26 protein-coding genes and 2 pseudogenes are annotated in these 26,495 nt (G+C 45.1%); 14 read left to right on the forward strand and 14 right to left on the reverse strand.

The window, feature by feature from the left end:
- Positions 1-123: transposase (locus PN466_RS01405; protein WP_271936408.1), on the forward strand; the 123-nt coding region annotated here is incomplete at its 5' end.
- A 14-nt stretch (positions 124-137) separates the two neighbouring features.
- Here PN466_RS01405 and PN466_RS01410 read toward each other — a convergent pair.
- Positions 138-551: pseudogene (locus PN466_RS01410) on the reverse strand (Uma2 family endonuclease); the annotation flags it as partial.
- 112 nt (positions 552-663) lie between these two features.
- On the opposite strand from PN466_RS01410, the gene PN466_RS01415 reads away from it, so the two are divergent.
- Positions 664-1,548, forward strand: a complete 885-nt coding sequence (locus PN466_RS01415) for an alpha/beta fold hydrolase (protein WP_271936336.1) — start codon at positions 664-666, stop codon at positions 1,546-1,548.
- Positions 1,549-1,609: 61 nt separating this feature from the next.
- Here PN466_RS01415 and PN466_RS01420 read toward each other — a convergent pair whose 3' ends face one another.
- On the reverse strand, positions 1,610-2,227 hold the full coding sequence (locus PN466_RS01420; RefSeq protein ID WP_271936338.1) for a cation transporter: 618 nt from the start codon (positions 2,225-2,227) through the stop codon (positions 1,610-1,612).
- A 100-nt stretch (positions 2,228-2,327) separates the two neighbouring features.
- Positions 2,328-2,693, reverse strand: a complete 366-nt coding sequence (locus PN466_RS01425) for an ArsR/SmtB family transcription factor (RefSeq protein ID WP_271936340.1) — start codon at positions 2,691-2,693, stop codon at positions 2,328-2,330.
- A gap of 162 nt (positions 2,694-2,855) precedes the next feature.
- Between PN466_RS01425 and hemB the strand changes: the two genes are divergently transcribed.
- Both hemB and PN466_RS26145 read left to right on the forward strand, forming a co-directional pair.
- Positions 2,856-3,932, forward strand: coding sequence for a porphobilinogen synthase (gene hemB / locus PN466_RS01430; RefSeq protein ID WP_271936341.1), 1,077 nt, complete (start codon positions 2,856-2,858; stop codon positions 3,930-3,932).
- A gap of 43 nt (positions 3,933-3,975) precedes the next feature.
- Positions 3,976-4,149: pseudogene (locus PN466_RS26145) on the forward strand (zinc ribbon domain-containing protein); the annotation flags it as partial.
- A gap of 38 nt (positions 4,150-4,187) precedes the next feature.
- On the opposite strand, the gene rppA reads toward PN466_RS26145, so the two are convergent.
- Complete coding sequence (gene rppA, locus PN466_RS01440) at positions 4,188-4,892, reverse strand: two-component system response regulator RppA (RefSeq protein WP_271936342.1); 705 nt, start codon at positions 4,890-4,892, stop codon at positions 4,188-4,190.
- Between the two features lie 433 nt (positions 4,893-5,325).
- Between rppA and PN466_RS01445 the strand changes: the two genes are divergently transcribed.
- From PN466_RS01445 to PN466_RS01455, 3 genes are all read left to right on the forward strand, one after another.
- Complete coding sequence (locus PN466_RS01445) at positions 5,326-6,678, forward strand: MFS transporter (RefSeq protein WP_271936343.1); 1,353 nt, start codon at positions 5,326-5,328, stop codon at positions 6,676-6,678.
- Positions 6,679-6,746: 68 nt separating this feature from the next.
- Complete coding sequence (locus PN466_RS01450) at positions 6,747-7,397, forward strand: efflux RND transporter periplasmic adaptor subunit (protein ID WP_271936345.1); 651 nt, start codon at positions 6,747-6,749, stop codon at positions 7,395-7,397.
- A 174-nt stretch (positions 7,398-7,571) separates the two neighbouring features.
- Positions 7,572-10,727 (forward strand): efflux RND transporter permease subunit, encoded by a 3,156-nt coding sequence (locus PN466_RS01455; RefSeq protein ID WP_271936346.1) that lies wholly within the window; start codon positions 7,572-7,574, stop codon positions 10,725-10,727.
- A gap of 136 nt (positions 10,728-10,863) precedes the next feature.
- Here the strand turns inward: PN466_RS01455 and PN466_RS01460 are convergent, their stop codons facing one another.
- Positions 10,864-11,328, reverse strand: a complete 465-nt coding sequence (locus PN466_RS01460) for a GNAT family N-acetyltransferase (RefSeq protein WP_271936347.1) — start codon at positions 11,326-11,328, stop codon at positions 10,864-10,866.
- Positions 11,329-11,484: 156 nt separating this feature from the next.
- On the opposite strand from PN466_RS01460, the gene PN466_RS01465 reads away from it, so the two are divergent.
- Positions 11,485-11,685, forward strand: a complete 201-nt coding sequence (locus PN466_RS01465) for a DUF2949 domain-containing protein (RefSeq protein WP_271936349.1) — start codon at positions 11,485-11,487, stop codon at positions 11,683-11,685.
- Positions 11,686-11,725: 40 nt separating this feature from the next.
- Here PN466_RS01465 and pstB read toward each other — a convergent pair whose 3' ends face one another.
- The 6 genes from pstB to PN466_RS01495 all read right to left on the reverse strand — a co-directional run bounded on the left by pstB (position 11,726) and on the right by PN466_RS01495 (position 18,573).
- Positions 11,726-12,553: a phosphate ABC transporter ATP-binding protein PstB gene (gene pstB / locus PN466_RS01470; RefSeq protein ID WP_271936351.1), complete on the reverse strand. Its 828-nt coding sequence runs from the start codon at positions 12,551-12,553 to the stop codon at positions 11,726-11,728.
- Positions 12,547-13,485, reverse strand: a complete 939-nt coding sequence (pstA, locus tag PN466_RS01475; protein ID WP_271936353.1) for a phosphate ABC transporter permease PstA — start codon at positions 13,483-13,485, stop codon at positions 12,547-12,549. Before pstA ends, pstB begins: the two co-directional genes overlap by 7 nt.
- A gap of 23 nt (positions 13,486-13,508) precedes the next feature.
- Complete coding sequence (pstC, locus tag PN466_RS01480; protein WP_271936355.1) at positions 13,509-14,441, reverse strand: phosphate ABC transporter permease subunit PstC; 933 nt, start codon at positions 14,439-14,441, stop codon at positions 13,509-13,511.
- A 115-nt stretch (positions 14,442-14,556) separates the two neighbouring features.
- Positions 14,557-15,459 (reverse strand): PstS family phosphate ABC transporter substrate-binding protein, encoded by a 903-nt coding sequence (locus PN466_RS01485; protein ID WP_271936357.1) that lies wholly within the window; start codon positions 15,457-15,459, stop codon positions 14,557-14,559.
- 520 nt (positions 15,460-15,979) lie between these two features.
- Positions 15,980-16,978, reverse strand: a complete 999-nt coding sequence (locus PN466_RS01490; RefSeq protein ID WP_271936359.1) for a M23 family metallopeptidase — start codon at positions 16,976-16,978, stop codon at positions 15,980-15,982.
- Between the two features lie 170 nt (positions 16,979-17,148).
- Positions 17,149-18,573 (reverse strand): glycosyltransferase, encoded by a 1,425-nt coding sequence (locus PN466_RS01495; protein ID WP_271936361.1) that lies wholly within the window; start codon positions 18,571-18,573, stop codon positions 17,149-17,151.
- 514 nt (positions 18,574-19,087) lie between these two features.
- Here PN466_RS01495 and ebsA point away from each other — a divergent pair.
- The 5 genes from ebsA to PN466_RS01520 all read left to right on the forward strand — a co-directional run bounded on the left by ebsA (position 19,088) and on the right by PN466_RS01520 (position 22,242).
- Positions 19,088-19,471 (forward strand): type IV pilus biogenesis protein EbsA, encoded by a 384-nt coding sequence (gene ebsA, locus PN466_RS01500; RefSeq protein ID WP_271936364.1) that lies wholly within the window; start codon positions 19,088-19,090, stop codon positions 19,469-19,471.
- 35 nt (positions 19,472-19,506) lie between these two features.
- The gene (locus PN466_RS01505) at positions 19,507-20,574 is read left to right on the forward strand and encodes a phosphotransacetylase family protein (RefSeq protein WP_271936365.1); all 1,068 of its coding nucleotides are present in this window, start codon (positions 19,507-19,509) and stop codon (positions 20,572-20,574) included.
- Between the two features lie 174 nt (positions 20,575-20,748).
- Complete coding sequence (locus PN466_RS01510) at positions 20,749-21,252, forward strand: DNA-processing protein DprA (RefSeq protein WP_271936367.1); 504 nt, start codon at positions 20,749-20,751, stop codon at positions 21,250-21,252.
- Between the two features lie 19 nt (positions 21,253-21,271).
- On the forward strand, positions 21,272-21,685 hold the full coding sequence (locus tag PN466_RS01515) for an MAPEG family protein (protein WP_271936409.1): 414 nt from the start codon (positions 21,272-21,274) through the stop codon (positions 21,683-21,685).
- A 62-nt stretch (positions 21,686-21,747) separates the two neighbouring features.
- Positions 21,748-22,242: a YajQ family cyclic di-GMP-binding protein gene (locus PN466_RS01520; protein WP_271936370.1), complete on the forward strand. Its 495-nt coding sequence runs from the start codon at positions 21,748-21,750 to the stop codon at positions 22,240-22,242.
- 45 nt (positions 22,243-22,287) lie between these two features.
- Here the strand turns inward: PN466_RS01520 and PN466_RS25835 are convergent, their stop codons facing one another.
- Positions 22,288-23,079, reverse strand: a complete 792-nt coding sequence (locus tag PN466_RS25835) for an OmpA family protein (protein WP_271936372.1) — start codon at positions 23,077-23,079, stop codon at positions 22,288-22,290.
- Between the two features lie 33 nt (positions 23,080-23,112).
- Positions 23,113-23,421 (reverse strand): hypothetical protein, encoded by a 309-nt coding sequence (locus PN466_RS01530; protein WP_271936374.1) that lies wholly within the window; start codon positions 23,419-23,421, stop codon positions 23,113-23,115.
- Between PN466_RS01530 and PN466_RS01535 the strand changes: the two genes are divergently transcribed.
- Positions 23,408-24,166 (forward strand): hypothetical protein, encoded by a 759-nt coding sequence (locus PN466_RS01535; protein ID WP_271936376.1) that lies wholly within the window; start codon positions 23,408-23,410, stop codon positions 24,164-24,166. The two genes, PN466_RS01530 and PN466_RS01535, sit on opposite strands and share 14 nt — an antisense overlap.
- 281 nt (positions 24,167-24,447) lie before the next feature.
- Here the strand turns inward: PN466_RS01535 and PN466_RS01540 are convergent, their stop codons facing one another.
- On the reverse strand, positions 24,448-26,460 hold the full coding sequence (locus PN466_RS01540; RefSeq protein ID WP_271936379.1) for an adenylate/guanylate cyclase domain-containing protein: 2,013 nt from the start codon (positions 26,458-26,460) through the stop codon (positions 24,448-24,450).
- Positions 26,461-26,495 lie beyond the last annotated feature (35 nt).

Consider the following 26,495-nt stretch of genomic DNA (forward strand, 5'->3'; position numbering starts at 1 on the left):
CATCTTTGGTCTCCGAGTTATTTTGCTATTTCTTGTGGAGGTGCGCCGATAGAAAAGATTAAGCAATACATTCAACAACAAGGAGAAAAGCCGCCCACAGCGAAGCTAAAGGGCGGGGCTTGAAACCCAATTTTTGGGTCAGTTTCCGATCGCAATTCAACCACAAAGTCCGGACATAGGGGGGCAAAACCCTTGCGTTGCTCTGGGGTCAGAGCGTCCCAACTCTCTTGGCGTACCCATGAAGCATCAGGAGAACGGTTTGCTCCATTAGGGAGTTCAAACCCACTCGAAGAATCAAACGCTAAACCATGACCCCCTTCTTCTTCAATCCACCGGGCGAGGAAGTAACTGAGTTTCAAGTTGCGATTGCCCGTTTCACTACCCGTTGGTGGTGTCACGATCAATTCTCCTGTTGCAGTTCTCTCCAATCCAAGTTCGCGATTCGTCGCAGCCAGCATTGCAAACTGCTCCGATGTCACGCGCAAGTTCAATTCCTGGGGAAGTTGGAGCCATAGGGATTTAGATTGAGGGTTAGCTCGGGCGATCGTCATTGCTACCTCATACGGCTATTTTGTCACCATTTTATCTTACCCTGGAAGAGTTGCAGGAAAAGATGCAAGCTGCGATCGCTTAATGTTATAACATTCAAAACGGTAGATACCCATGATTTCTCTGACCTCGATCGGCGTTCGACACCAGTCCTATAAGTGGCTCTACCAAGGGCGATCGCACACCATTGCCTATGAAACCCTCGGACAAGGGCCTTCTGTGTTGTTATTGCCCGCCTTTAGCACCGTTTCCAGTCGCACCGAACTCGCAGGGATTGCCCAAATTCTTGCCCCGCACTTTCAAGTCATTACTTTAGATTGGTTGGGGTTTGGAGAGTCCGATCGCCCCCGAGTCCACTATGGCCGATCGCTTTACCAGCAGTTGCTTCAAGATTTTGTGCAAGAGTATTGCCCCCACCCCCTAGCTATCGTCGCTGCTGGCCATGGAGCAGGGTATGCCATGCAACTTGCCCAACACCAGCCCAGCCATTGCTCTAAGCTGCTGCTCGTTGCACCCACCTGGAAAGGCCCATTGCGAGCGATGGGGGCACCGATTGCTGTGGCCAGTGGAGTTAGAACTTTGGTGCGATCGCCCCTGTTGGGACAAGCACTCTATGCCCTCAACACTCACCCCGCGTTTTTGAAGTGGATGTATCAGCGTCATGTGTATGTTGATCCCGATAAACTTACGCCAGAGTTTATGACGGTCAAACATCAAATCACGCAGCAACCCGGTGCTAGATTTGCCCCCGCTGCTTTTGTTACCGGAGGACTCGACCCAATGAGCGATCGGGAGGAATGGCTGAGGGTAGGGCGATCGCTCTCCTTGCCTGTAGAACTGATTATCCCGGAGCAATCTCCCCCAAAATCTAACGCGGAGATGGAAGTCCTAGCAAAACTACCCCAAATTCAACAACACCGAGTTCCCGGTACTTTGGGAGTCTATGAAGAATACGCAGTTGATGTGGGCCATATCGCTCTGGCGTTTTTGCAAAACTAAGGGGTGAGAATAGGCGGCTACGGATTTTGGCAAGGGTCGCGCTTCTGGGCGCGATCGCTCACTATGCCTGTTGCATTTCCTGCCAAGATTGCGACAACACCTTCCCGGCTGACTTGGCAAAGACAACCGTGAGTAGCACACCCACTGCTAAATCTGGCACGATGGAATGGGTTAGAGCAACCAACGCCGCCGCAACTAGAACCGCGACATTGGCAATGATGTCATTGCGCGAACACAACCAAACAGAAGACATGTTGAGATTGTCTTGCCGATGGCGCGTTAGCAGCAACAGACACAGCAAATTGGCCAGTAACGCCAAAACCCCAATGATGCCCATTATCGACGCTTCAGGACTAGCACCTATAAAGAGTTGATAACTGGCTTTTGCGAAAACTCCAATCGCAAATAAAAACATGATGATTCCCTTGAGGAAGGCAGCTCCAGCTTGAGCTTTAAGACTCTTGTTGATGACATACAAGCTGCTGGCATAAACCAATGCATCTCCCAACATATCGAGCGAGTCCCCAGTTAGCGACAAAGAATCAGCTCGAATCCCCACCCCAAACTCGATCGCAAACATCACAGCATTAATCAGTAGAACAATCCAAAGCACCTTGGCCTGTCGTTGCTTTAGCTTCAACAGCTCAGTCGCCTTAGCTTGACAGCAGTGATCTCCCATCTTGCCCTCCTATATTCAAACATTCAAACGGATATTTGAACGTTATCATAAAGTAAACAATATTCAAATATTCATTTGAATGTTTTACTTGAGTAGCGTGTTACTCGATGAGCTGACTCAAGGCATGACGAAGAATCTCGGCCACGCGCTCATCCTTCAAAGAGTAATAAGCGAGTTTGCCTTCATTTCGATACTTCAGAATCTTCAGATCGCGCAGCTTTCGCAAGTGGTGAGAAGCAGTGGCTATCTTGATATCCAGTAGCGCCGCCACATCACAAACGCACAATTCTTCCTCACTGCTGAGTGTATACAAAATTTTCAAGCGCGAGCGATCGGCTAGGGCACTAAACAAAATTTGGGCTTCTTCCAGCACATCATTGCTTGGCAGGGCTTGATTCGCTTGATAAACCAAATCAACGTTGACGCAACGGACTTGGCAGATATCGTTTGACTTTGACTGGGGCACACGTCTTAAAGCTCAGACTACATCTCAATACTACCGCCATGGTGTCAGGTTATTGCTAACTACTTCAACTTCCTGTACTCACTTTGAATTGCAATTGTCCTTGCCTGAACCGAGTGGTGTAAGATGTTTAGGAATGATAATCGTTCTCACACTTATTGGCATATGTCATCCTTATCAACTTCGTCTCCACCGCTCCAATCCATAGCTGATACTCCTGAAGTTGCACCTGAAAATAAAACTGATCCAGGGAATACCGCTAGCTGCCCTCCAGTACAGCGTCCTCGTCGTCTGCGTCGTACTGATGCACTGCGACGAATGGTGCGCGAAACCATACTGACGGTAGATGACCTCATTTATCCGCTTTTCGTAATGGAAGGAGAAGGACAGCAGCAAGAAATTCCTTCGATGCCCGGTTGTTTCCGCTATTCTCTGGATTTGTTGTTGGACGAGGTGAAGGCGGCTCAGGAACTGGGGATTGGGGCGATCGCTCTCTTCCCACTCATTCCCCATCCCCAAAAAGACAATTTCGGCACTGAAAGCTACAATCCCGATGGCTTAGTGCCCCGTGCGATCCGCGCTATCAAGCAGACTGTTCCCCAAATGGTAGTAATCACCGATGTGGCGCTCGATCCCTACAGCAGTGAGGGGCACGACGGTATTGTCAAAGATGGGCAAATTCTCAACGATGAAACCGTTGCCGTGTTGGTAAAACAGGCGCTTGTCCAGGCAGAAGCTGGAGCCGATTTTGTTGCTCCTTCAGACATGATGGACGGGCGAGTGGGAGCTATTCGTCAAGCCCTGGATGCAGAAGGGTGGATCAACGTGAGTATTCTTGCTTATTCCGCTAAATATGCCTCGGCCTATTACGGACCGTTCCGCGATGCCCTGGATTCGGCTCCTAAGTTTGGCGACAAGAAGACCTATCAAATGGATGCAGCCAATGCCAGAGAAGCCCTCAAGGAAGTGGATTTGGACATTGCCGAAGGTGCAGACATAGTTATGGTCAAACCTGCTCTCGCCTATCTCGATGTGATTAATCGCATGAAAAAACACACCAATCTCCCCGTTGCCGCTTACAACGTCAGTGGGGAATACGCCATGATCAAAGCAGCAGGACAGCAGGGCTGGATTGATGAACAAAAGGTGATGTTAGAAACCCTCACTAGCATGAAACGGGCAGGTGCTAATCTCATTTTGACCTATTTTGCTAAAGCCGTTGCCCTAGCCTTGCGAGCTTAAGCAAGAAGAGAAGTGGACGATTTTATGGCGATCGCCCACTTCTAATATTCGGCAATGGGATTGTCCTGAATGCGGAACATCCCATGACCGAGACATTAACGCGAGTAAGAATATCTTGGCCGCGTGGCTCGCGGTGTCAGTCTGTGGAGTGAGCATAAGACGAGAACAGAGTAAATCTGTGAAGGCAACTGCAAAGAAGCAGAAACCTAAATTGTGAGGTTTAGGAATCCCCGCGTCTTCAGACCGAGGAGGATATCAATTACGTCCCGATAACAAAGAATTAAAGCGATACCCTTGGCCTCGAATCGTTTCAATAGGACAAACACAGTTATAACTGGCTAATTTACGTCGGATTAAACGCATTTGTGCGGCGACCACATTACTCATGGGTTCGGCATCGAGATCCCAAAGTTGATTGCGAATTTTGCTCCCTGAAATAATGCGATCGGGATGTTTCATCAAGTAAGCAAAAATCTGGAATTCTTTAACCGTCAAGGGAATGGTTTGGGGGGGTTCCGTGACGTTCACAGTGAGGGAAGTATTGCCATCATCGAGGCTGAAATGACCTAAAATTAGGGTCTGCGGTTGGAATTGGGGCGATCGCCTCTGCAATGCCCGCAGCCTAGCCAGTAACTCGTCCATGATAAATGGTTTCACCAGGTAATCATCTGCCCCTGCATCTAACCCCGCGATCCGGTTTTCTGGTTCCCCCAAAGCCGTCAGCATCAGCACTGGTACAGTCTTTTTCTCCTCTCTTAGCCGTTGACATAATTCTAATCCTGAAAGCTTGGGTAATAACCAATCAATAATTGCCACAGTATAATCTGTCCATTCACTATCAAGATAATACCAAGCTTCCAGACCATCTAAGACCCAATCGACAACATATTTTTCACTGACTAAAACTTGCTTAATCGCCAGTCCCAAATCTTCTTCATCTTCTACTAATAAAATTCTCATATTCTAATTAGATTACTTAAATAGACTTGCCTCTATTTTCTGTTCTATTGTTAGACCGCTTACATAATCTGGGCATAAAGTAAACAGGAATACAGTACTCCTGTATTTTTATTTTTATCTCCTAAATTTGTCAAGAAGTCTCTTCGTAATCGATTCTATTTTTCACGATTTTTGTATCGCTGTCAATTGCCTTCAATTGAATTTTTTTATGCAGAGAGGGAGTCTATAGCGCTTCGCGCTAGGCTCTCTAGCAATAGGCTTGCTTTGCAATAGCTTGTATAGCTTAGGTTCTAAGGCTTCAAGCTGTACCTCATAGAAGAGAGAAACGCTATAGTTCATGCTTGAATAGGTCCAAATCTTAACATTTCATGTGGATTTCATCTTCTCCATGGTAAGTTTCTAAAAAACTATTTTCACACCCTACCGGTTAAACATGTTCAAAATCCCTCGATTCCTAAACTGCTTAAAAAATCCCCTTTTTACCCGCCTTTATTTAGCCCAAACTATTAATTTAGTAGGGGATGCATTCACCTGGTTAGGATTAGCCTTATTAGCATTTGAATTAGTCGGAGAAAAATCTGGATTGATATTATCAATCGCTCTCACTTTACGAGTCATAGTCTTTGTCGTCCTCGCTCCCCTTGCCGGAGTAATCGCCGATCAACTAGACCGTAAAAGAATCATGGTAGTTACCCATTTTGCACGAATGGCCATCGTATGTGCATTTCCGTTTGTCACCGAAGCTTGGCAAATTTATAGTATTGTTTTAGGTCTTAATATTTTTGGAGCCTTTTTTACCCCCACTTATACTGCAACCATTCCCCTAGTAGCAACCGAGAAACAATATCCTAAAGCGATCGCCCTATCTAGTGCTACCTATCAATTATTAGGGGTCTTGGGGCCAGGTTTAGCTGGTAGCGCTGCTGCCTTTGTCGGAATCCAATCCGTATTTTTCTTAGATGGGATAACATTTATGATTGCTGGTCTTCTGATTCTAATATTACCAGGGCAATTAATGGTGAATCCAAGTCAAAAGAAGAAGAAAACAGTCAGCAGAACACTACAGGATATAAGTACAGGAACCACGTGTTTATGGCAAGATACTCTCATTCGCCATAGTCTACTCATGCAATTTGTGGTCGCGATCTCAGGGGCAGCAATTCTTGTCAATACTGTGGGTTATGTCCAAGGGATACTGGGATTAGGAAAATTAGAATATGGTTGGGTCATGACTGCCTTTGGCATTGGTGCAACCTTAACATCTATCAGCTTAGGAACCTTTCCACAAAAGATAAAAAAGACAGCATTAACCACAGTCGGAGCTATTTTAATTACCCTAGCTTTGTTACCCGCAAATTTTGTCGGTTTAGCCGGTTTATTAATCTTCTGGTTGATAGCAGGAGTCGGACAAACCCTCGTCAATGTGCCAACCCAGACATTAATTGCAGATCGAGTCGCAATTGAAGTGCAAGGGAGAGTTTATGGGGCACATTTTGCCTGGAGTCATCTTTGGTGGTTTTTTTCGTATCCTTTAGTAGGATGGATAGAGAATCATTGGGCTAATACTAATTTTTTGGGCAGTAGTCTCATTGGAGCTATGGTTTTTGGATTAGTTTATTTCAAGTTTCAACCCAGACAGCAATCTGATTGGAATCAGGGACAATGGCATGAACATCAACATAATCATGATGAATATCATCAACACGATCATTCTTCAAATCGAGTAGCTAGTAAAGACGCACATACTCATATACATTTCCATAATGCCGCAAGCAATTTCACTTAGATTTCACTTCTCCTATGCCAGACTGCGAACAGTTTGCAATCAATCCTGCTTCAATGTGAGGAGTTACTATGAAATCTTGGTCATTAATTAGTCTTCTGAGTCTTACCTTAACGCTGAGTACCCCTAACGTTGTGCTTTCCCATGTTGGTCATGGAGATGAGTTTCAAGCCACTGGGGGAATTGAACGAGTGCAAATCAACCCTGAAACTGATTCCCTGTTAGGAATTGTGGTTACCTCGATCGCCGCAGCATCAGATGGCAGTTCTGCTGTTATGATTCCCATGACAGCCTTAGTCAGAGCAGATGGCAAACAACTGGTGTTTGTCAAATACGGGAATTTTTATGAGCCTGTAGAAGTCGCAACAGGGGTAACCGAAGGTGAATTCATCGAAATTACTGAAGGATTATCCATTGGAGAGCAATTAGTGATTCAGGGAAGTTTATCCCTGTATGCTGAGTCTCGCAAAACCAAAACGGCTGAACCAGAGACAACCGCTCCAACCCACGCTCAAGCGGATGCTCAAGGCATTCCCCATAGTCACGATAGCACGGGTAATATGATTCAAAAGTCAGGACAAACCACAGAGAATCAATCGGGTGGCTTGTCCTGGAAGGCGATCGCCACAATTGTAGGTGGAAGCCTTGTATTAGTCAGTGGCACATTTGTGGCGATGGGCAATGGTAGCAAAAAGAAGGAAATTTTTTCTAATAAAAATTGAGAGATATATAGCAGAGAAAAGGAGAGTTAGGACATTTTCTATTGCCTATTGCCTCAAACCATAACCTAACTGTCCTAACCAACTCTTTCTCTGCTACATGACCGAAGCGTTTGGGGTTGGAGATCGCTGTTGTCCCCCTCATCTAGAAGATGAATACTGAAACTCAATTAGAACATGCTGAATTCCCTTCTTAATACAATTCTCAAAAATTCCATTGCCCAACGCTGGCTCATTGTCGTCAGTGCCATTTTGATCAGCATCTGGGGCATTTTTAGCATTAGCCAAATGCCTTTAGATGTCTTTCCCGCTTTTGCTCCTCCCCAAGTCGATATTCAAACCGAAGCCCCAGGGCTTGCTCCCGAAGAAGTCGAATCTCAAATTACTGTACCCATTGAAAGTGCCGTCAATGGCTTACCCGATGTGACAACGGTCAGATCCTCTTCTAAAGTCGGATTATCGATGGTACAAGTCATCTTTGACCAAAGTGCCGATATTTACAAATCGCGCCAATCCGTCACTGAACGACTGCAACAAATCCAAGGTCAATTTCCTGAAAATGCCCATCCCCCAGAAATTTCGCCTTTAGTCTCCCCATTAGGCACGATTTTACAATACGCCTTCACCGTCAACCCTCAAGGACAAACCTCCATGATGGAGTTACGTCATTGGGTAGAAGTGACCCTCACTCATCAGATTCTTTCGGTTCCAGGAGTCTCCCAAGTGACTCTTTATGGAGGAGATGAACGGCAAGAACAAGTGTTAGTTAACCCAGAAAAACTCAGATCCCTGAATGTTTCTCTCACGGAAGTCACTGAAGCGGCTCGAAAAGCAAGTTCTAATGCACCAGGGGGTTTTCTGATTGGGGGGGGTCAAGAGCTATTAACTCGGGGTATCGGACAAATACAATCGATTGAAGATTTACAGCAGTCAGTAGTCAAAGTTGCAAACGGTCAACCCATCTTGCTTCAAGATGTGGCAACGGTTCAAACGGGTTCAGCTCTTAAGCGAGGGGATGCAAGTTTTAACGGGCAACCGGCGGTAGTAATGATGATTAATAAGCAGCCGGATGTGGATACACCTACGGTGACTCAAGGGGTAGAAAAGATAATTGCCTCTTTACAGTCAAGTTTTCCTGCTGATGTCGAAATTACCCGAACCTTTCGTCAAGCTAACTTTATTGATTCTGCCATTCAAAACGTTAGTGGTTCTCTGCTGCAAGGAATCATTATTGTTTCGGTGATTATGCTGCTGTTTTTGATGAATTGGCGTACAGCCATGATTACCCTCAGTGCCATTCCTCTATCCTTATTGATTGGTTTACTCTTCATGAAAGCTTTTGGTCTCGGCATTAATACCATGACCTTGGGCGGGTTAGTGGTTGCTATTGGCTCTGTGGTGGATGATGCGATCGTGGATATGGAAAACTGTTATCGCGGACTGCGCCGTAACCAAGCACAAGAGAATCCAAAACATCCCTTTGAAGTGGTCTATCAAACTTCCGTTGAAGTTAGATTAGCGGTCATTTTTTCCACGGTAATTATTATTGTGGTCTTTGCGCCCATTTTTAGTTTGACTGGGGTAGAAGGTCGGATTTTTGCCCCCATGGGATTAGCTTATTTACTTTCTATTGCTGCCTCTACTCTGGTGGCAATGACCCTTTCTCCTGCTCTCTGTGCGATTTTGTTGGCACACCAAAGTGTACCCCAAGAAGGGACATTCATTTCTCGTTTGGCGATCCGTCTCTATCGTCCGTTTTTAAATCTATCCTTGAGATTGCCTAAAGTAATTCTGGGTTTGGCCCTATTCGCTTTAGTGGCCACAATTACTATTGTTCCCAGTTTGGGACGGGTATTTTTACCTGAGTTTCAGGAAAAATCTATGGTCAATTCGATGGTGTTGTTCCCTGGCGTATCTTTGGAGATGACCAACCGAGCAGGGATGGCTCTGTATAATTCGCTTCAGGACAATCCCCTGTATGAATGGGTACAGGTACGGGCGGGACGTGCCCCAGGAGATGCAGATGGAGCTGGAGTGAGTATGGCCCATGTAGATATTGAACTGAGCGATCTGGCTCTGAACAACAGGGAGGCGAGCGTACAAGAGTTACGGGAGGAGTTCTTAAAGTTACCTGGGGTCGCTCCCAATATTGGGGGTTTTATTTCGCACCGTATGGATGAAGTATTATCGGGAGTCAGAAGCGCGATCGCCATTAAAATCTTTGGCCCGGATTTGATTGAACTGCGTCAGATTGGTGAACAGGTGCGAGATGCGATCGCTCCCATCGAGGGAGTGGTAGATTTGCAACTCGAACCTCAGTTACCCATCCGACAAGTCCAAATCCATTATGAGCGCACAGCAGCCGCTGATTATGGATTGCAAATGGCAGATATTTCTGAGGTTGTAGAAACAGCACTCAATGGTCGAATTGTTGCAAAAGTGCCGGAAAATCAGCAATTCATTAATATTACCGTTGGTTTAGCTGAATCAGACCGCAATAATCTAGATGCCATTCGTGCTATTGCAATTTTTACCCCCACAGGAGAAACTATCACGCTAGGCGATGTCGCTCAAATTGATTATGGCATGGGAGTTAATGTCGTCAATCGAGAAGATGTGTCGCGCTTAATCGTTGTTTCTGCGAATGTCGCTGAACGGGACTTAGGTAGCGTGGTTGGTGATATTCAAGCCACGATTCGGAAAACCATACCATTACCTAAAGGCTACTTTATTCAATATGGCGGTCAGTTTGAAGCCGAACAAAATGCAAGCAATAATCTTTTGGTCTACAGCATCTTAGCCGCGATTATCATTTCCATTTTGATGTTTTTCTCGGTTAAATCTTTTCCTGCAACTCTCGGGATTATGATTAATTTACCCTTGGCTTTGGTGGGCGGAATTATTGCCATTATTTTGAGTGGTGGCGTAATGTCTATCGCCTCTCTGATTGGCTTTATTACCTTGTTTGGGGTGTCTGTTCGCAATGGCTTATTGCTGGTAGATAACTACAATAAGAAAGCATCTCAAGGCATGGGTTTGAAAGAGGTTATTGTTAAGGGGTCTTTAGACCGAGTGAACGCAATTTTAATGACAGCACTAACTTCAGCTTTGGGGATGTTGCCCTTGGCGATCGCCTCTGGAGCAGGAAATGAAATCCTCCAACCTTTGGCCATTGTGGTTCTAGGAGGATTGTTTACCTCTACAGCCTTAACGTTGTTGGTTATTCCAGCCCTCTATGCCCAATTTGGCAAATGGTTGATGCCTAAATATTCCCCATCTACCCTCAAGACTTGGGTGAGCGAGCATGAAAAATCACTTTTAGAACGGTTATAGCACTACGCAGTAGAGAATAGGGTTCAGTATTGAACTCTGTCTAATCGACGCTTTCTCTGCCATATAAGAAATATGGAGCAAGTGAGGGGTTATGGTTCGCACTTGTAGCTTACTCACGTTGCTCCTTCTTTCATACTCAGCAACTCAGGCTCTTTGAAAAAACAACTTTATCATCTCCAGACTTGTAGAAATCCATAATTCTACCTTCCTCTGTAAACCCACACTTTTGATAGAAGTCTCTAGCTCTTTGAAATTCACTGAGGCTCGATGTTTCTACAATAAGCAACCTTTGCCCTTTCTCTTTGAGTGCGTCTATAACTGCATTCATCAAAGCTTGACCGTGACCTTGCCCATGGGAGTCTGGACTGACTAACAACATTTGTACATTCCAAGTGCCTTGGGTCATTGGCTCCGGTATACAATAAATAACTCCCTCGAATTCTGTACCCTCTGAAACTAACCATAACTGGTTGCTTTCCCCTTGGAAATGTGTAGATAGGGTCTGATCAATCAGATCCAAACCCTCAGCATCAAACATCCCCAATTCCCTGGCAAGGTAGACGACTCGTTCTCTATCATCTCTTGCAAGATCTCGTATCATTAACACTATTCCTTAGAGCATCCTGAGAAATGGTATCAGATCACAGGAAATGACCTGAAAACTCACATGGATTTTCCTCACTCTGTCACTGGCAGATCGGGGGAGATTAGCGAAGATAGAACCATAGATAAATAAAGTCTTTTGCCCTATACGATCATGTTTACTCCCACTACCACCCTCCAACCCCTTATCCAATTCTTGCAACGCGACCTAGAACTGCCAGCAACCTCAATTCGCTTGGCGTTGCGCCATCATGATAGTAGCCCCAGCTTATTGCCAATGACCCTATGGCAATATGGATTGATTACCTTAGAGCAACTCGATAAAATCTATGATTGGCTCTTTTCACAAGCCTAAGGGAGAGCGATCGCCTTACATTTGCCGTAAAATTAGCTAATCAGCCAATTCGACCACTAATATAGTCTGCTGTCTGCTTATTCTTGGGTTGAGAAAAAATTTCCTCAGTTTTGCCAAACTCCATCATTTCTCCCAAATACATGAACGCCGTATAATCTGAAAACCGTGCCGCTTGCTGCATACTGTGAGTCACAATCAAAATCGTTACTTGAGTTTTCAATTGGCTCATCAGTGCTTCTACACTATCTGTGGCGATCGGATCTAACGCCGAAGTCGGTTCATCAAACAAAATAATCTCCGGATTAGTGACCAACGCACGAGCAATACACAATCGTTGTTGTTGTCCTCCCGAAAGATTATAAGCAGAATCATGAAGACGATCTTTCACTTCATCTAAAAGAGCTGCCCCTTGCAGAGCCTCTTCAACCTTTTCATCCAAAGTACTCCGCTTGCGAATACCGCGTACTCGCAGCCCATACGCCACATTCTCATAAACAGACTTCGGGAATGGATTCGGTTTTTGAAATACCATACCCACCCGCATTCTGACTTCAATGGGATCGATATTGCGTCCTAAAATATTCACGCTATCTAGCTTAATCACTCCCTCATAACGATTGCCTGGATACAAATCGTGCATTCGATTGAAACAACGTAACAAGGTTGTTTTCCCACATCCAGAGGGGCCGATAATTGCAGTAACTTTCTTTTCAGGAACGTGTAAACTAATCCCTTTAAGAGCATGGACAGAGCCATAATAAAAATTGAGGTTTTCTACTTCTGCTTTGAAGCTCACCTGATTCGCTTCTGGCTCTCCAGAAGTAGAGGAGTTGGATTTACGAAACTTTTCTGGTGTGTAATCTACCATTTGATTCCTCTACGAAAACGATACCGCAAATAAATTGCCAGACTATTCATGGCTAAAGTCATAAATGTTAGAACGGTTCCTGCGGCGGCTGCATTCACTTGAAATTCAGGATTAGGACGCGATACCCAATTAAACATTTGAATGGGCATCACGGTAAACGGTGCTTGTAACCAAGCCAATGAAATAAATGGGAATTCACTTTTAACAGGAGAATCGGGTAAAAACGCAATAAACGTTAAAGCACCAATGGTAATCAATGGAGCAGTTTGTCCAATCGCTCGCGATAGCCCGATAATAATTCCGGTGAGAATACTACCAAAGGAATAGGGTAAAATGTGATCCCAAATAACTTGCCATTTGCTTGCCCCGAGTCCATAGGCTGCTTCTCTTAAACTATTGGGGATAGCGCGGATGGATTCGCGAGTGGTGACAATAACTACTGGTAAAATTAACAAAGAAAGGGTTAATCCACCCGTGAGAACCGTTTGTCCCAATTGCAGTTGATAAACAAATAATCCTAGCGCTAATAATCCATAGATAATAGAAGGAACTCCAGCTAGGTTGGTAACATTAATTTCAATAATGTCGGAAATCCAGTTTTTGGCGGCATATTCTTCTAGATAAATTCCGGAAGCGACTCCTAGAGGAACAGCCGCACAGGCAGTTACCAACATCACTAAGCTCGTTCCGACCCAAGCGGATAAAATCCCAGCTTGTTCGGGTTTCCGACTGGGAAATGAGATAAAGAAGTCTGGGGTGATGCGGGCAGCGCCATCCATGGCCATGGCAATGGTCAAGGATAAGAGAACGATTACGGCAATAAAAATTACCAGTAATCCGAGAACACCGAAGAGGCTATTAATCAGTTGACGCTGCTGAATATTAGCCCTAATACTTTGTAAATTTTCGCTTTGTAGAGTGTCCTGAGCCATACGATTGTACTAAGTTACTAAGCTTAATAGATTTCTCGATAATATTTGGACAAAAAGTGTCCAATAATATTCAAGGTTAAAGTCATGAGAACAAGGGTTAATCCAGCAGCAAAGATGGTTTGATATTCTAGGGTTCCGTGGGGTAGATCTCCCATGCTGACACTAGCAATATAGGCGGTGATGGTTGCACCTTCTTCTAAGGGATTTAGAGTTAAGGTGGGTTGAATTCCGGCAGCGATCGCCACAATCATGGTTTCGCCGACTGCCCGCGATACTCCAAGGATATAGGAGGAGCTAATGCCAGAAATTGCTGCCGGAAAGACGACTCTCAGAGCAGTTTGCAGGCGGGTGGTTCCCATGGCATAAGACCCTTCTCGTAAACCGATGGGAACGGCACGCATGGCATCTTCACTAATGGAGCTAATAAAGGGGGTAATCATGATTCCCATGACTAAGCCCGCACTGAGCATATTAAAGATGGGAAGGGTGGGGATGATTTTTTGCAGTAGTGGGGTAACAAACAGGAGCGCAAAATATCCATAGACCACAGTGGGAATGGCGGCTAAAAGCTCTAAGCACGGTTTAACGATTTCTCTCAGACGAGGGTGGGCAAATTCACTGAGGTAAATCGCAGCAACGGTTCCTAATGGAACAGCAACCATCATGGCAATCCCTGCGGTGACTAAGGTTCCTGATAGGAGCGATAAAATACCATAACGGGCCTGTTCTCCAAACAGAGGAGTCCATTCTGGTGCAGTGAGGAATTCAACCAGGGAAACTTCTTCAAAAAAAGATAAGGATTCTTTGGTCAGGAGAAAGAGAATTGAGATAGTGGTCGCAACCGTCGAGCAAGCTGCCAGAAATAAGATAAACTCAATGGCTTTCTCTCGCAAGAGACGAGTTTTTCGGGTAGAGTATTGGATGCTGTTAGATAGGGGAATGGGGCGATCGCTCATTATGTGATAGTGCTTCGCGCTGGTAATGGGTAATAGTTAATGGGCCGTTGCGAAAAAACATACAACGGTAGGAGTAATCATAAAATCACTCCTACCCATCATGAATCGAGCAGAATTATAATCCAGCTCTTAAGGGAACTCGACCCGTTTGACGATTAGTAAAACGACGTTGTGCGCTGCTGTAATCATTATTTGGAAGGGCAACATAGCCGACTTCAGCAGAAAACTTAGAGGCAGTTTGTAGATAATATTCTACAAAAGCTTTGACTTCAGGTTTATCAGCAGCAGCCTTATTCACATAGATGTAAATGGGTCGAGAGAGTGGACTATAACTCCCGTTATTAACCGTAGTTGTGGTAGGAGCTACTCCATTAATTTTCAGGGACTTGAGTTTGTCGGTGTTTTCTTTATAGTAGGCTAAACCAAAATAGCCGATCGCATTGGGATTATTTTGAATCCCACGGACTAAAACATTATCATCTTCACTACCCGAGAAGTCCGAACGAATGTCCTTGTCATCTAAAATCGCTTCTTTGAAATAGTCATATGTCCCGGAATCTAACCCAGGGCCGTAGAGCTTGAATTCGCTGTTAGGCCAGCTCGAACGAATTTGATTCCACTTCTTGATTCCCTGTCGTTGGGATTGGGACAGCCACATTTTTTGCAGTTCATCAACTTTAATATCACTGACAGCGGTGTTCTGTTTTGACACAACTATAGTAATGGCATCGTAAGCAACGGGTAATTCGATATACTCAACTCCGGCTTGTTTACAGGCTTGTTGTTCCGATGGCTTAATTGGACGAGACGCATTAGAAATATGAGTCTGTACTGAGGGGTTCGTGGAGCAAAACTTTTTGAAACCGCCACCCGTTCCAGAAACACCGACAGTAACTCTAGCATTATTGGGATTACTGGAATTATTTGACTTTTGGAAGTCTTCTGCCACAGCTTCAGTGATCGGGAATACCGTACTGGAGCCATCAATTTTGATGGTTGGCCGGCTTTGAGATTGCACGACTGATCCACTTAGGCTGATTGTGACTGCTATAAGTGAAAAAATACTGAACAATGAAATGGGACTGCGTAGTAATTTCATAGAACTCCGAGACTCAATAGAGTGAGTGGTTATCGCTTTTTGCAATCTACTGGAATTTTGAAACTTTCATGTAAATTAATCAATAACATTAATTTAAGAAAAAGTTAATCTTATCGAAGTTATAGGTAGAGATATGGATAACCGAGTGGGTGGGAAAGCCTAAAATATAAGGGAATAATTTGTCATTCGTGAAGTTATACAAATGTTAATCTTGCTTAAAATCTTAAGGTTTGTATAAGGTTTGTTGTTCTCGCTAGAGTAACAGAAGAGAGATTATGTACCACAAGACTATTCACTACTCCCTAGCGTGAAAGACTGTGTTAACGCCAGTCTTAGATGAGCTGAAACCCTTATTCTCTCATTGACTGTAATCCCGACTCCTTCGTCAAATCAGTCGCAAAACGCCCTTAACCAAAACTGACGTTGTATTAGCGTTGTATTAGCGTTGACGCAATTGATTCGGAGAATGAGAAGCTACATTACTACAATTTAAATACTCTGCACTGCAAGGATCGATCGGCTGCCCATACACCCCAGGGGGATAGACTTCAAAATGCAGATGGGGGCCGGTCGATTGTCCAGTATTTCCCACTAAACCGATGGTGTCGCCCTGACGCACTTGCATTCCTTCACGAACTAAAATTTTTGATAGATGGGCGTAAAGAGTGCGTGTACCATCGGCATGTAATAGGGTAATGGTTAACCCTCCGTTTCCAGCCGATTCTTTGGCAAACGTTACTTCACCATCTGCGGTAGCCCTGACTGGAGTACCGATGGGAGCCACAAAATCAACACCTACATGGAGTTCTCTGCCCCATCTACCAGTGGTACGCCATCCATAACCGGAGGAAATTCGAGCATTTTCTAGGGGATAAAGCCAGGTTGTTTGGCTAGGAGCCTGATTTTGGGGCTCTTCCAGGGAGGAGGGAGGAGAAACCCAAGCCCGATCGCCATTTTCTGTTGGATTTTCGGTTCGATTTTCCCATGGATTCCGGGGTTCTAGAGAGGGTTGTGGAAATCGACGCTCTGGTACTTGAGCGGTCGATAAGCCTCCTGTAGTGGGGATTACACCATCAGCACCAATGGCAAAATGGGAAAAGACTTGATACCCTCGATCTCTTAAGGGAAGAACAATAGAAGCCATACTTTGCCCATCGGTCAGGGCTTGTAGACCCTCGACTGGTTCTTGTTGGCTTCCTAATTGTTGAAATAAATGACACGCTTGCATCCGATGCTTGGGAATTCCTGTGAGGCGGCTAATTTCAGGAATATCTCGATCTTGGGTATTTTGAATAAAGATAAATCGGTTCTTTAAGGTACAGGTGTCGGTGGCAGATGACGACAAACCCCAGCTTTGGGCCATGGATTTTTGTTGAGGAATGAATACACGGGTTAAGGGTAAGAGGGCGACCGCTAACCCCAATATAGCCAAGTGCATACTTATTTTCATTATTATTCCTCCCAAGACCCAAAGATCCAAACGATTGCGTTAATCTTAGATTGAAGACTTATCTTATCGGCTCTTTCTATACTAAGGGTGAGTATTCCGGATAGTTTAAATCATTAACCATTAATAATTGTTAATGGTTAATTATTAATGGTTAAGGGTTAACTATCAACAACCACAGTACCTTTATGAGTGGTTTTGACCCATTTTAAGGTTTTGGGACGTACCGCAATCCGGGCAGATGTACTAGCCACAATTAAGAGCCAATGGAGCATATAGATAGTTCCTCTCAAGGTTTGCCAGAGCAGCGTAGGTAAACTCGATACCGCGCCCTTGACTCGATTAACCCGACGAATCCCTTGAATCATAGCAATTATAGACATGCCGACCATCAGAGTTGTCATGGGACTATAAACGGGCAGGCGATTTTTAGCGATCGCCATCAAACAATCGGGAATTGCTGCATTGGGGATAAAGTATTGTATAATCCAAAACATAAACATATCCCAGATTTTTATCCAGGGCATCCGCTTACTAAAAATCAACCGCCAATAATCCATATATCGTTGATATCCGCCCTCTGCCCAACGATTGCGCTGATGCCATAGGGCTAAAGCGCTGGTGACCCCTTCTTCCTGGACGGGAGGATCGAGGATAAAGTCTACATCCCACTGTTCCAAATGCAGGCGTAGGGTTAAATCCAAATCATCGGTAATCGTCTCTTCATTCCATCCCCCACATTGTTCGAGTGCCGTGCGTCGGACAAATTGACCATTGCCTCGTAACTCTCCAATCCCTCCTAGGGCAATTCGTTGTTGCTGGAAATAGGAATCGAGGGCCATTTCCGAGGCTTGACTGTGAGTCCAAACATTCACCGGAGCATTGGCGATCGCTTTTTGCAGTTGAATTGCGCCAACCTCCTGGCGATCGAACCCGGGTAAAACTCGTCGTAATAAATCTGGCGCAACTTGGGCATCTGCATCAAAAACCGCCAGTACCTCACCTCGAGTTAAGGGTAATACCTGATTGAGCGCTCCAGATTTACCCCCAGTTGCTTCGGCCGAGCGTCGCATCACCCGCAGATGGGGATACTCTTGGCAAAGACTTTCCAACACTTGGGGGGTGCGATCGCTGCTATTGTCATCAATCACCCAGACTTCATAGTGGTCTAAGGGATAGTCCTGAGTACAGAGCATCTTGACCAAAGGCGCAATCACCCGTTCCTCATTTTTGGCCGCTACTAACAAAGAGACTAAAGGCACATCAGAAGGAGAGTCCAGAGCCAACGGTTCTAAAGGTTTGCTGGGTTTAGCGGTTAAAACTCGAATGGCATGAATTCCCATGAGGGCAACCATTCCCCAAATCAGCCACAAACCCCAAGAGAGCAAATGTAGGGCGATCGTCCCACTCCAAATCACAATTAATAACACCGCTGCTTTCCGCCTGCGGCCTTCATAGACAATCCGATCAAAACAGGACGGGCTTATGTCCTGCTGCACGAAATCTCTGGAGGTGGGTTGAACGACTTGAGGATCGCTATCAGGGCTGTTCTGGCGATCGCCGATAGAATTGGACTTCTCCGACATAAGGTTATGGAGGCTCTTATCCTGACTGAATATTTGTATTGATCCCCTCTGAGACCAGAGAGGATGTGCTTTATTTTGACATACTCTCCAGCCTCCGCTTCGCTAAAGGCTGGAGATTCTCATTTATTCCAGGTTTCTGACGAGATCACTTACTTGATTGGGTTTCCTTGCAACAAGCATGGGTGAGACAGGAACCCTGGCGTTCCTTCTGAATTAGAAGCGGTTTCTGCTTGCCCAACAGTACCGTATTGAGTCCAATTTTCACCCAATTTCTTCATGCCTTTGTGCAAAATGTTCATCGCCGCCACTGTATCTTGGCATACTTCCAATTTGCAAGTTGGGAACGAATGAGTTCTCGTGCTTAACGATGTCTTTGGATTTTCAAATGAAGCTTACCTAGTCGTTTCCTGGCATCAAAGCCGTCCTTCCAGGACGGAGCTTTAAACCCAAATTCTTTGGTAGGATAAACTGTAGAACCCTTATTGTTAAGACCGGGCGTGTAAGTACAACTTTTATGACTACTGATCTCAGTGCCATTGAACCTGCCCAAGGCGGAGTTATCGGCGTTTATCAGCCTTACTACCAAGGTGGTAAGCGTGCTGCCTTACCCTATGCCATAGGTTTGTATGAAAAAACTTCGTTGGAAGGGGAACGCCGGATTGAAAGAGGAGAGAGTATCCCTTTTCTAGCTACTTGGTTTATTGTCTCGAAACTCCCCGCAGATGAGACGGTCTGTCGGATGCAGTTTGATGGTCAGTCAGAGCTGACGTATGAGGTGAAACTGCCCAATCATGAATTTATTGAGTTTTTGATTGAGTTGTATGTGACTTGGCGAAGAACGAAAACGGTTGATTTTTCGCAAACGTTCTACCGAAAACTATTACGATTAGATGACTAAGGATTAATGATGATTAAACAGTTGGGAGTGCGTGCGTGACCGGTATTAGTCAATATCTGCTGATAGGTTCCCTAGAATCTTACAGTGGTAAGTCAGCAAGTTTATTAGGCATTGGGGCACAACTGAAAAAGCGAGGTTGGGATATCGCCTATGGTAAGCCCTTATCTACTGGACATAGAAAGCTGATGGGTAAAGGGATGGATGAAGATGGCTCTTTTATTGCTCAGATTCTAGAGTTACCGAGCGATCGCCTCTATCCAACGTTAGTCTCAATGGATTGCCAGACCATTGAAGAGCGATTAACTCAGACTAATTCAGATAATCCTCAGGGCAGTTTTGCACAACATTATCCGACTGCACCCGATCAGTTGGTGCTGTTGGAAGGACCGGGAACTCTCGATGAGGGGAGATTATTTGGTTTGTCTTTAGCGCAGATGGCCGATCAACTCTCAGCCGGAATTCTGTTAGTAATTTCCTTTGAGGCACAACAGATTATCGATCAGGCCCTTTCAGCGAAAGAGCGTTTGGGCGATCGCCTCCTCGGTATTATTGTCAACGATATTACGGAAGACTTTATCGAGCGGTTTCCCCAAGACTATGTGCCCTATTTGGAATCTCAGGGTATTCCCGTTCTTGGCCAACTGCCTCGGAGTAATTTATTGCGAAGTATTAGCGTGCGAGAATTGGTGGATCGTCTAAACGCAACCGTACTCTGTCGAAGCGATCGCCTAGATTTGATGGTCGAAAGTCTACGCATTGGAGCGATGAATGTCAATTCAGCCCTGAAATATTTCCGTAAAGGACAAAATATGGCAGTGGTCACGGGGGGCGATCGCACGGATATTCAATTGGCCGCCCTAGAAACCTCAACCCAATGTTTAATCCTCACGGGTCATCTCTCTCCCTCAGAATTAATTATTAGTCGAGCTGACGAGTTGGAAATTCCCATTCTTACGGTAGACCTCGACACGTTGACCACTGTGGAAATCATTGATAATGCCTTCGGCACAGTTCCCCTTCACGAGCCAGTCAAAGTCAAGTGTATTTCTGAGTTAATCGCTGCCCACTTTGACCTAGACCGACTTTTAGGTTGCCTCGCCTAGGTAGGAGATGGGGAAGAAGGGGAGCATGGGGAGGATGGGGGGACAGGGAGGTATGGAGACACTCCAGACACGGAGATAAGGTCCGATGGTAAAGTGCATATTGCCCCCAAATTCACCTCAAATTCAAATTATCTGCTAGAATAACTCCGTTGTAGCGCCTAGTTGTTATTGGCATTGAGTCAATCCTTAGAAATTCCTAAACTTGATACCCTAGAGCAAGAACTGGCAACAATCCAGCAAACCGGATCGAAGCGGCTGGCCATCCTCGGTTCTCGCCATGTTCCCATAACTCATCAACATCTGATTGAAACGATGAGTTACTCCTTGGTTCTATCGGGAAACCATATCATTACCTCCGGAGCAACAGGGACCAATTTTGCTTCAGTCCGAGGAGCAATGCGAGCCGATCCCAACTTGCTGACGGTGATTCTACCTCAAAGCTTAGACCGTCAACCCAGAGAATCTCGGCAACTCCTGGAACAAGTCATTCACTTGGTAGAAAAACCGGAGAACAATGAATTATCTCTGGCTGAAGCCAGTTCCCTGTGTAATGCAGAAATTATTACCCGATGTCAGCAACTGATTTGTTTTGCCTTCCATGATAGTACGACCTTACTGCAAACTTGCCGTGATGCGGAAGAGCAACGTAAAGTGGTAACCTTGTTTTATTTTGATTAACGATCGTGAGGTGATGGATTTGTCCGTTTCTGTCTCTGCTCTGTTACTCTATGCGATCGCTGGAGCAGCTTTTTTAATCTATTTTCCCTTTTTTTGGGTCGCCTATGCTCGGTTTCAAGGGGGGATGCAGTATTTAGAAACTCCCAGAGCGCTGAGCGATCAATTGCCCGATTATGCCAAACGTGCCAATTGGGCCCACCAGAATTCCATTGAAGCGTTTATGATTTTTGCCGCTGCTGCGGGTATGGCCTATGCGACTGGGATAGACTCTATGGTGGCAGCTTATGCGGCTGGAGTATTCTTGATCGTTCGTGGATTGTATAGTATCTTTTATATTCTCAATATTCCCTTGGGGCGATCGCTTATGTTTGGCATTGGGTCGTTATGTAGTCTGACTCTGTTTGCCTTAAGCTTGCTTCAAGTGAGTCTCTAAATTTTGGCTTTCCCCGGAATGGGGGATAGGCTAATTGTGTCCGCTAGTGTTTGATTATTCCTATGGCTTCTTCCTATTCCTTTGATGTAGTTAGTGACTTTGATGAACAAGAGTTAGTTAATGCTCTAGACCAAACGCAACGGGAAATTAAATCGCGTTATGACTTAAAAGACTCAAAGACGATTGTAGAATTGGTGGACAAAACTACAATTACCATCAATACGGATAGTAATTTAACGTTAGAGTCAGTCTCTACCATTTTGCGGACTAAAGCCGCCAAGCGTAACCTATCCTTGAAAATTTTCCAATTTGGGGATATCGAGGCTGCTGGAGGCAACCGAGTCCGTCAGGAAATTAAGCTTCAACGTGGTATCGATCAGGATTTGGGGAAAAAGATCAATAAGCGCATTCGCGATCAATTTAAGAAGGTGCAAGCATCGATTCAAGGGGATTCTTTGCGAGTTTCATCAAAATCTAAGGATGAATTGCAACAGGTAATGCAAATGTTGAAACAGGAAGATTTACCCGTAGCTTTGCAGTTTACCAATTATCGTTAGTTTGGGTAATGGGTAATATTCGTGTCTCCCGATCCCTCATTCCCCCTATTCAATGATAATTTCCACGCGACGATTGCGTTGTCGTGTAGAGTCAGAGTCATTGGGGACTAAAAACTGAGTTTCTCCATAACCAACTCGGAGAAAATGGTAGCCATCTCCTAATCCAATATAGAGATATTCATAGACGGATTCTGCTTGTTGTAAGGAGAGTTCTAGGTTTTCTTGGGCATCTCCTAAATTATCGGTATAGGCGTTAATTTGAATGGTAGAGTCGGGGAAATTGCGTAATTCAGCGATAATGCTATTGAGTAAGTCTGATTGTTTAGGATTTAGGGTAGTGCGATCGCCTTCAAAGAGCAAGTCACTCGGTAGCGTCACCATGAAACTCTTGCGGGAAGCGTAACCCGATTGACCGGATAATTGCTGCTCTAGTAAGCTCAGACGAGTCTGAATCGGTTTTTGGGCTAAGGGTTGATTGAGTTGAAGTTCCAACTCGGTGAGACGCTCCTCCAAGGTGGTTAAGTCTTCTTGCAGTTGGTTTAAATCTTCTAGAGCTTGCTGACGCTGCTCTGGACTAACCGAAAGTAAGGTGGCTGAGGAACGAAATTGCCACCATTGAGCATTGAGGGGATTAAACGGTTGCTCAAACACCCGTTCAATCAAGGGCATTTGTGGATAGGGATCGGGGTAAAAGAAAGCAATGATAATACCCACTAGAAAGGCAATAGAGCTGCTCACCCCTAGCAACAACAGACGAAATATCGTCACTAAGAGAAACGTAACAACCGTTCTCTGGGGAGTAGGAGTAGGATTGGGAGAATCAGATGCTTCAGTCACAGATAGGTTATCCACAATCAACTGAATGTGTTATTAGGGACTCAGATCGAAAGACCACAAAAATCGTACCGTAAGGAAGGCGATCGCGGCCAGAACACAAAGAAATTTTAAATCTCTTGAAGATCCCTTCCTTTTAAAGCCTAATTCCTTGTACTCTAGTAGAGACAGGAAGGACTTATACTCCTCACTGGGGCTTTGCTTCTCACACATCCCCCATTCGCGAGCTTGAAGTTCAATGCCTAAATTCCCATGGAGCCTAAAATCGCTCTTACCTAAACCCTCCGTGCTGCTGTTAGCACTTTTACTGCTGCTGCTGCCTAAATCTGCAATGGCTGGGACCATTTCAGATTCGGCCTCTGGTAATTCTACCCCTGAAGCTGCTGCAAACCCCATGAATCCAAGTTCAGAATATAGCGATCCCCTCGATAGTCCCTATCCCATCCCCTGGAGTTGGGTCATGAATACCCACGCAGAAGTTTCTTCAACCCAAGGTTCAGGACTTCGCTATTATCGCACTCCTTCCTTGGTCTCTCCAGATGGTCAATATGCAGCCTATAGTCGGATTCAGTTTCAGATCCGATCGCAACTGCATTCGAGTCGAGTCACGAGTGTGATGTTTTTGGAGAATTTGCAAACCGGTAATCTAGAGGTGGTGACGGCTAGTTCTCCTTTGGCCAATAATCCGTTTGATGGGAACCCAGAAGTTCAATTGCCCGGGGTGATTACCATGTTAGTACCCGTGTCTTGGTCGGAATTGGGCGATCGCCTCTTGGCGCGGCAGTTTGAAGGAGTGTTTAGTTCTTCTACGGTATCGGATTATGCAGTTATTTGGAACCGTCATCTCAATCAAACGAAAACAGTAGCCCCAGCCCAAGTGAATTATAGCCATGCTGTATTGCTCGGTTGGTCAGCCAATAATGCCAATCATGTGCTATTTAGAGCCGGTATTCTCGGAGATGAAAATTGGCCAATGTGGGCAGTCAATCCAGAGGGTAAAACACTCCTTGCAACAGATGATCGGCCTCAGACCTTTGGTCGTTCGGTCGCTGAAGCTTGGGCCGGCCCCCAAGCCCACTATCATCGTTAGCTTACTACGAGAATTTCCTAATAATTTAATAGTTGCTAAAGAGTAATTATGATTCCTCTTCTGTCATTTTCCGAGATTCCGAGGAATTTGCCTCATTATAACCAGCGATTGCTGACGAAAGAATCGAGGTTTGACTCTCCTTTTTCGGAGACGGATAGAAGAAGGATCGTATCATTTTCCTTTTGAAGCAACTATATTTTGGGTTGATAAATAGGTTCTTACAGCGCTTTGCTGGCGTTATGAGAGAGAGTATTGAATCCTCAAAGCTATGTACCGAAAGCCTATTCCCTATTCCCTAGCGCAAAGCGCAAAGCGCTATAACTCTGAACCAACCAATAGGTCTTCATTTCTCCTTTGCCCTTTACCGAAATGATGCCCCGTTCTTCAAACTGAAAACGGTCTTTTAACACCTCATAAACCTGATAACTGACATGAATTCTACCCGCAGTTCCTGAAGATTCCATGCGCGAGGCTGTATTCACGGTATCGCCCCATAAATCATAACTAAACTTGCGGACTCCAATGACTCCAGCCACCACCGGTCCGGTGTGGATACCAATGCGAATTTGTAGAGCTTCCCCATTTTCTAGGGTAAAGTCTTGCATTACTTTCTGCATGTCTAATGCCATGGCTGCCATAGCTGCGGCATGATCGGGTTGAGGGATAGGCAGTCCGCCAACCATCATATAGGCATCCCCAATGGTTTTGATCTTTTCTAATCCATGTTTTTCGGCTAAATGGTCAAAACTGGAAAACATTTCATTCAGGCAATTAACCAAATCAATGGGAGCTAGGCGAGCCGATAAGGTGGTAAAGCCGACGATATCGGAAAATAAGATAGTGACCGATTCAAAGTATTCGGCGATCGCCTGAGTTTCTTGCTTTAGTTTCTCTGCGATCGCCTCTGGTAAAATGTTCAGTAATAATTCTTCTGATTTCTCTCGCTCTCGACGCAAATCTGCGGTTCTCTTTTCTACCCGTAACTCTAATTCTTGATTACTTCTTTCCAGGGCAGCAAAAGACTCTTGAAGTTGGGAAGCCATTTGATTAAAAGAGTGGGCTAAGATTTTTACCTCTTGCACCCCTCTGACTTCCACATTCTGGGCTAAGGTATCATTATTACAACGACTTAATGCAGCTTTCGCTAACTTCTGAGAGCCGTCGATAAGCTGCATAATGGGTTCGCTAATCCAATGGGCACTCATCCATCCAAACCCAGTCGCAATGAGCAGAGCCAGGGAACACAGTTGAATCGTGCGCCAGGTATTGGCATAAATTTGACCCATAAAATCAGACTCTGGAACCACCACCACAATCAACCAATCTAAGCCCAAATTATCTTGATAGGGCGAAACTTGCACAAAGGAGCGATCGCTAGACTGGCCAAAATTCAATTGTTTTACCTCTTCGATGCTCTCTAACTGTCTCTCCTGCATCAAAAACTCAGCCGTTTCTCGAATTAAGCGATCGGAACTTTCACGAGCCATTAATCGTTGTGGATTTTTGCCCCCTGCACCTAAGAGAAAAGGCGGAACAGTGCTTGAACTCGCGACTAAAAGACCGGATCGCTCGATAATAAAAATTTTGCCAGAGGGACTGACTTCAATAGTGGATAAAAACTCACTCATGCCACTGAGAACCAAATCCACCGCCATCACGCCACCCATACTGCCATCAGCATTCAAAAATAACTCAGAGGCGGTAATGCCGAGAGCGCCATAACGAAACAAATAAATATCACTCCACGTCCCGGTTCTGGATTCGAGTGCGGCTTGATACCAGGGTCTTTGGCGAGGATCGTAGGGAGCCGTTTCGCGAATGAGATTCTGGCGATCGCCGTTTTCTGAGAGTGCATAGAAGCGCCCGATCTGATCGTCTTCTCCCAGTACTTCCTTAACAATTAAGCTTTGATCCGCCTCTCGACTAATGGCAAAATAACCGCCATTGGGTTTGCCAATATAGAGTTCTCGCAACCTCGGGAAAAGCTGAATTTGTTGCCAAAAATGGTCTTGTAGTTGCTGAACATTATCCTCATCCAGTTTGCCCGCTTCTACTGCCTGACGATTGACCTGATTAATCTGAGGCGGTTCTTGTAGATAATCGGTGAGATGTTGTTGCGTTCGTTTTGTCACTTCATCCCGTAACTGACCGGCGAGCTGATTCACTGCTTGTTGTCCATTACGCCAAGATAGGTACCCAGTAATTCCCACAGCGGCGGAAATTTGCACAATAAAAGGCACAATCAAAACGGCACGCAGGGAAAGCTGATTAGATAAAGATAATCTGGGTATCATAGTTGAGGGAATAGGCAATAGGCAATGGGGAATGG

This window comes from Roseofilum reptotaenium CS-1145, from assembly GCF_028330985.1.
GTDB lineage: Bacteria > Cyanobacteriota > Cyanobacteriia > Cyanobacteriales > Desertifilaceae > Roseofilum > Roseofilum reptotaenium.

Excerpts from the sequence above, each read along its gene's own strand:
- PN466_RS01415 (WP_271936336.1), top strand. The coding sequence starts at position 664 with ATGATTTCTCTGACCTCGATCGGCGTTCGACACCAGTCCTATAAGTGG.
- PN466_RS01420 (WP_271936338.1), bottom strand. The coding sequence starts at position 2,227 with ATGGGAGATCACTGCTGTCAAGCTAAGGCGACTGAGCTGTTGAAGCTA.
- hemB (WP_271936341.1), top strand. The coding sequence starts at position 2,856 with ATGTCATCCTTATCAACTTCGTCTCCACCGCTCCAATCCATAGCTGAT.
- rppA (WP_271936342.1), bottom strand. The coding sequence starts at position 4,892 with ATGAGAATTTTATTAGTAGAAGATGAAGAAGATTTGGGACTGGCGATT.
- PN466_RS01445 (WP_271936343.1), top strand. The coding sequence starts at position 5,326 with ATGTTCAAAATCCCTCGATTCCTAAACTGCTTAAAAAATCCCCTTTTT.
- PN466_RS01450 (WP_271936345.1), top strand. The coding sequence starts at position 6,747 with ATGAAATCTTGGTCATTAATTAGTCTTCTGAGTCTTACCTTAACGCTG.
- PN466_RS01455 (WP_271936346.1), top strand. The coding sequence starts at position 7,572 with ATGCTGAATTCCCTTCTTAATACAATTCTCAAAAATTCCATTGCCCAA.
- PN466_RS01460 (WP_271936347.1), bottom strand. The coding sequence starts at position 11,328 with ATGATACGAGATCTTGCAAGAGATGATAGAGAACGAGTCGTCTACCTT.
- PN466_RS01465 (WP_271936349.1), top strand. The coding sequence starts at position 11,485 with ATGTTTACTCCCACTACCACCCTCCAACCCCTTATCCAATTCTTGCAA.
- pstB (WP_271936351.1), bottom strand. The coding sequence starts at position 12,553 with ATGGTAGATTACACACCAGAAAAGTTTCGTAAATCCAACTCCTCTACT.
- pstA (WP_271936353.1), bottom strand. The coding sequence starts at position 13,485 with ATGGCTCAGGACACTCTACAAAGCGAAAATTTACAAAGTATTAGGGCT.
- pstC (WP_271936355.1), bottom strand. The coding sequence starts at position 14,441 with ATGAGCGATCGCCCCATTCCCCTATCTAACAGCATCCAATACTCTACC.
- PN466_RS01490 (WP_271936359.1), bottom strand. The coding sequence starts at position 16,978 with ATGCACTTGGCTATATTGGGGTTAGCGGTCGCCCTCTTACCCTTAACC.
- PN466_RS01495 (WP_271936361.1), bottom strand. The coding sequence starts at position 18,573 with ATGTCGGAGAAGTCCAATTCTATCGGCGATCGCCAGAACAGCCCTGAT.
- ebsA (WP_271936364.1), top strand. The coding sequence starts at position 19,088 with ATGACTACTGATCTCAGTGCCATTGAACCTGCCCAAGGCGGAGTTATC.
- PN466_RS01520 (WP_271936370.1), top strand. The coding sequence starts at position 21,748 with ATGGCTTCTTCCTATTCCTTTGATGTAGTTAGTGACTTTGATGAACAA.
- PN466_RS01535 (WP_271936376.1), top strand. The coding sequence starts at position 23,408 with ATGGCTGGGACCATTTCAGATTCGGCCTCTGGTAATTCTACCCCTGAA.
- PN466_RS01530 (WP_271936374.1), bottom strand. The coding sequence starts at position 23,421 with ATGGTCCCAGCCATTGCAGATTTAGGCAGCAGCAGCAGTAAAAGTGCT.
- PN466_RS01540 (WP_271936379.1), bottom strand. The coding sequence starts at position 26,460 with ATGATACCCAGATTATCTTTATCTAATCAGCTTTCCCTGCGTGCCGTT.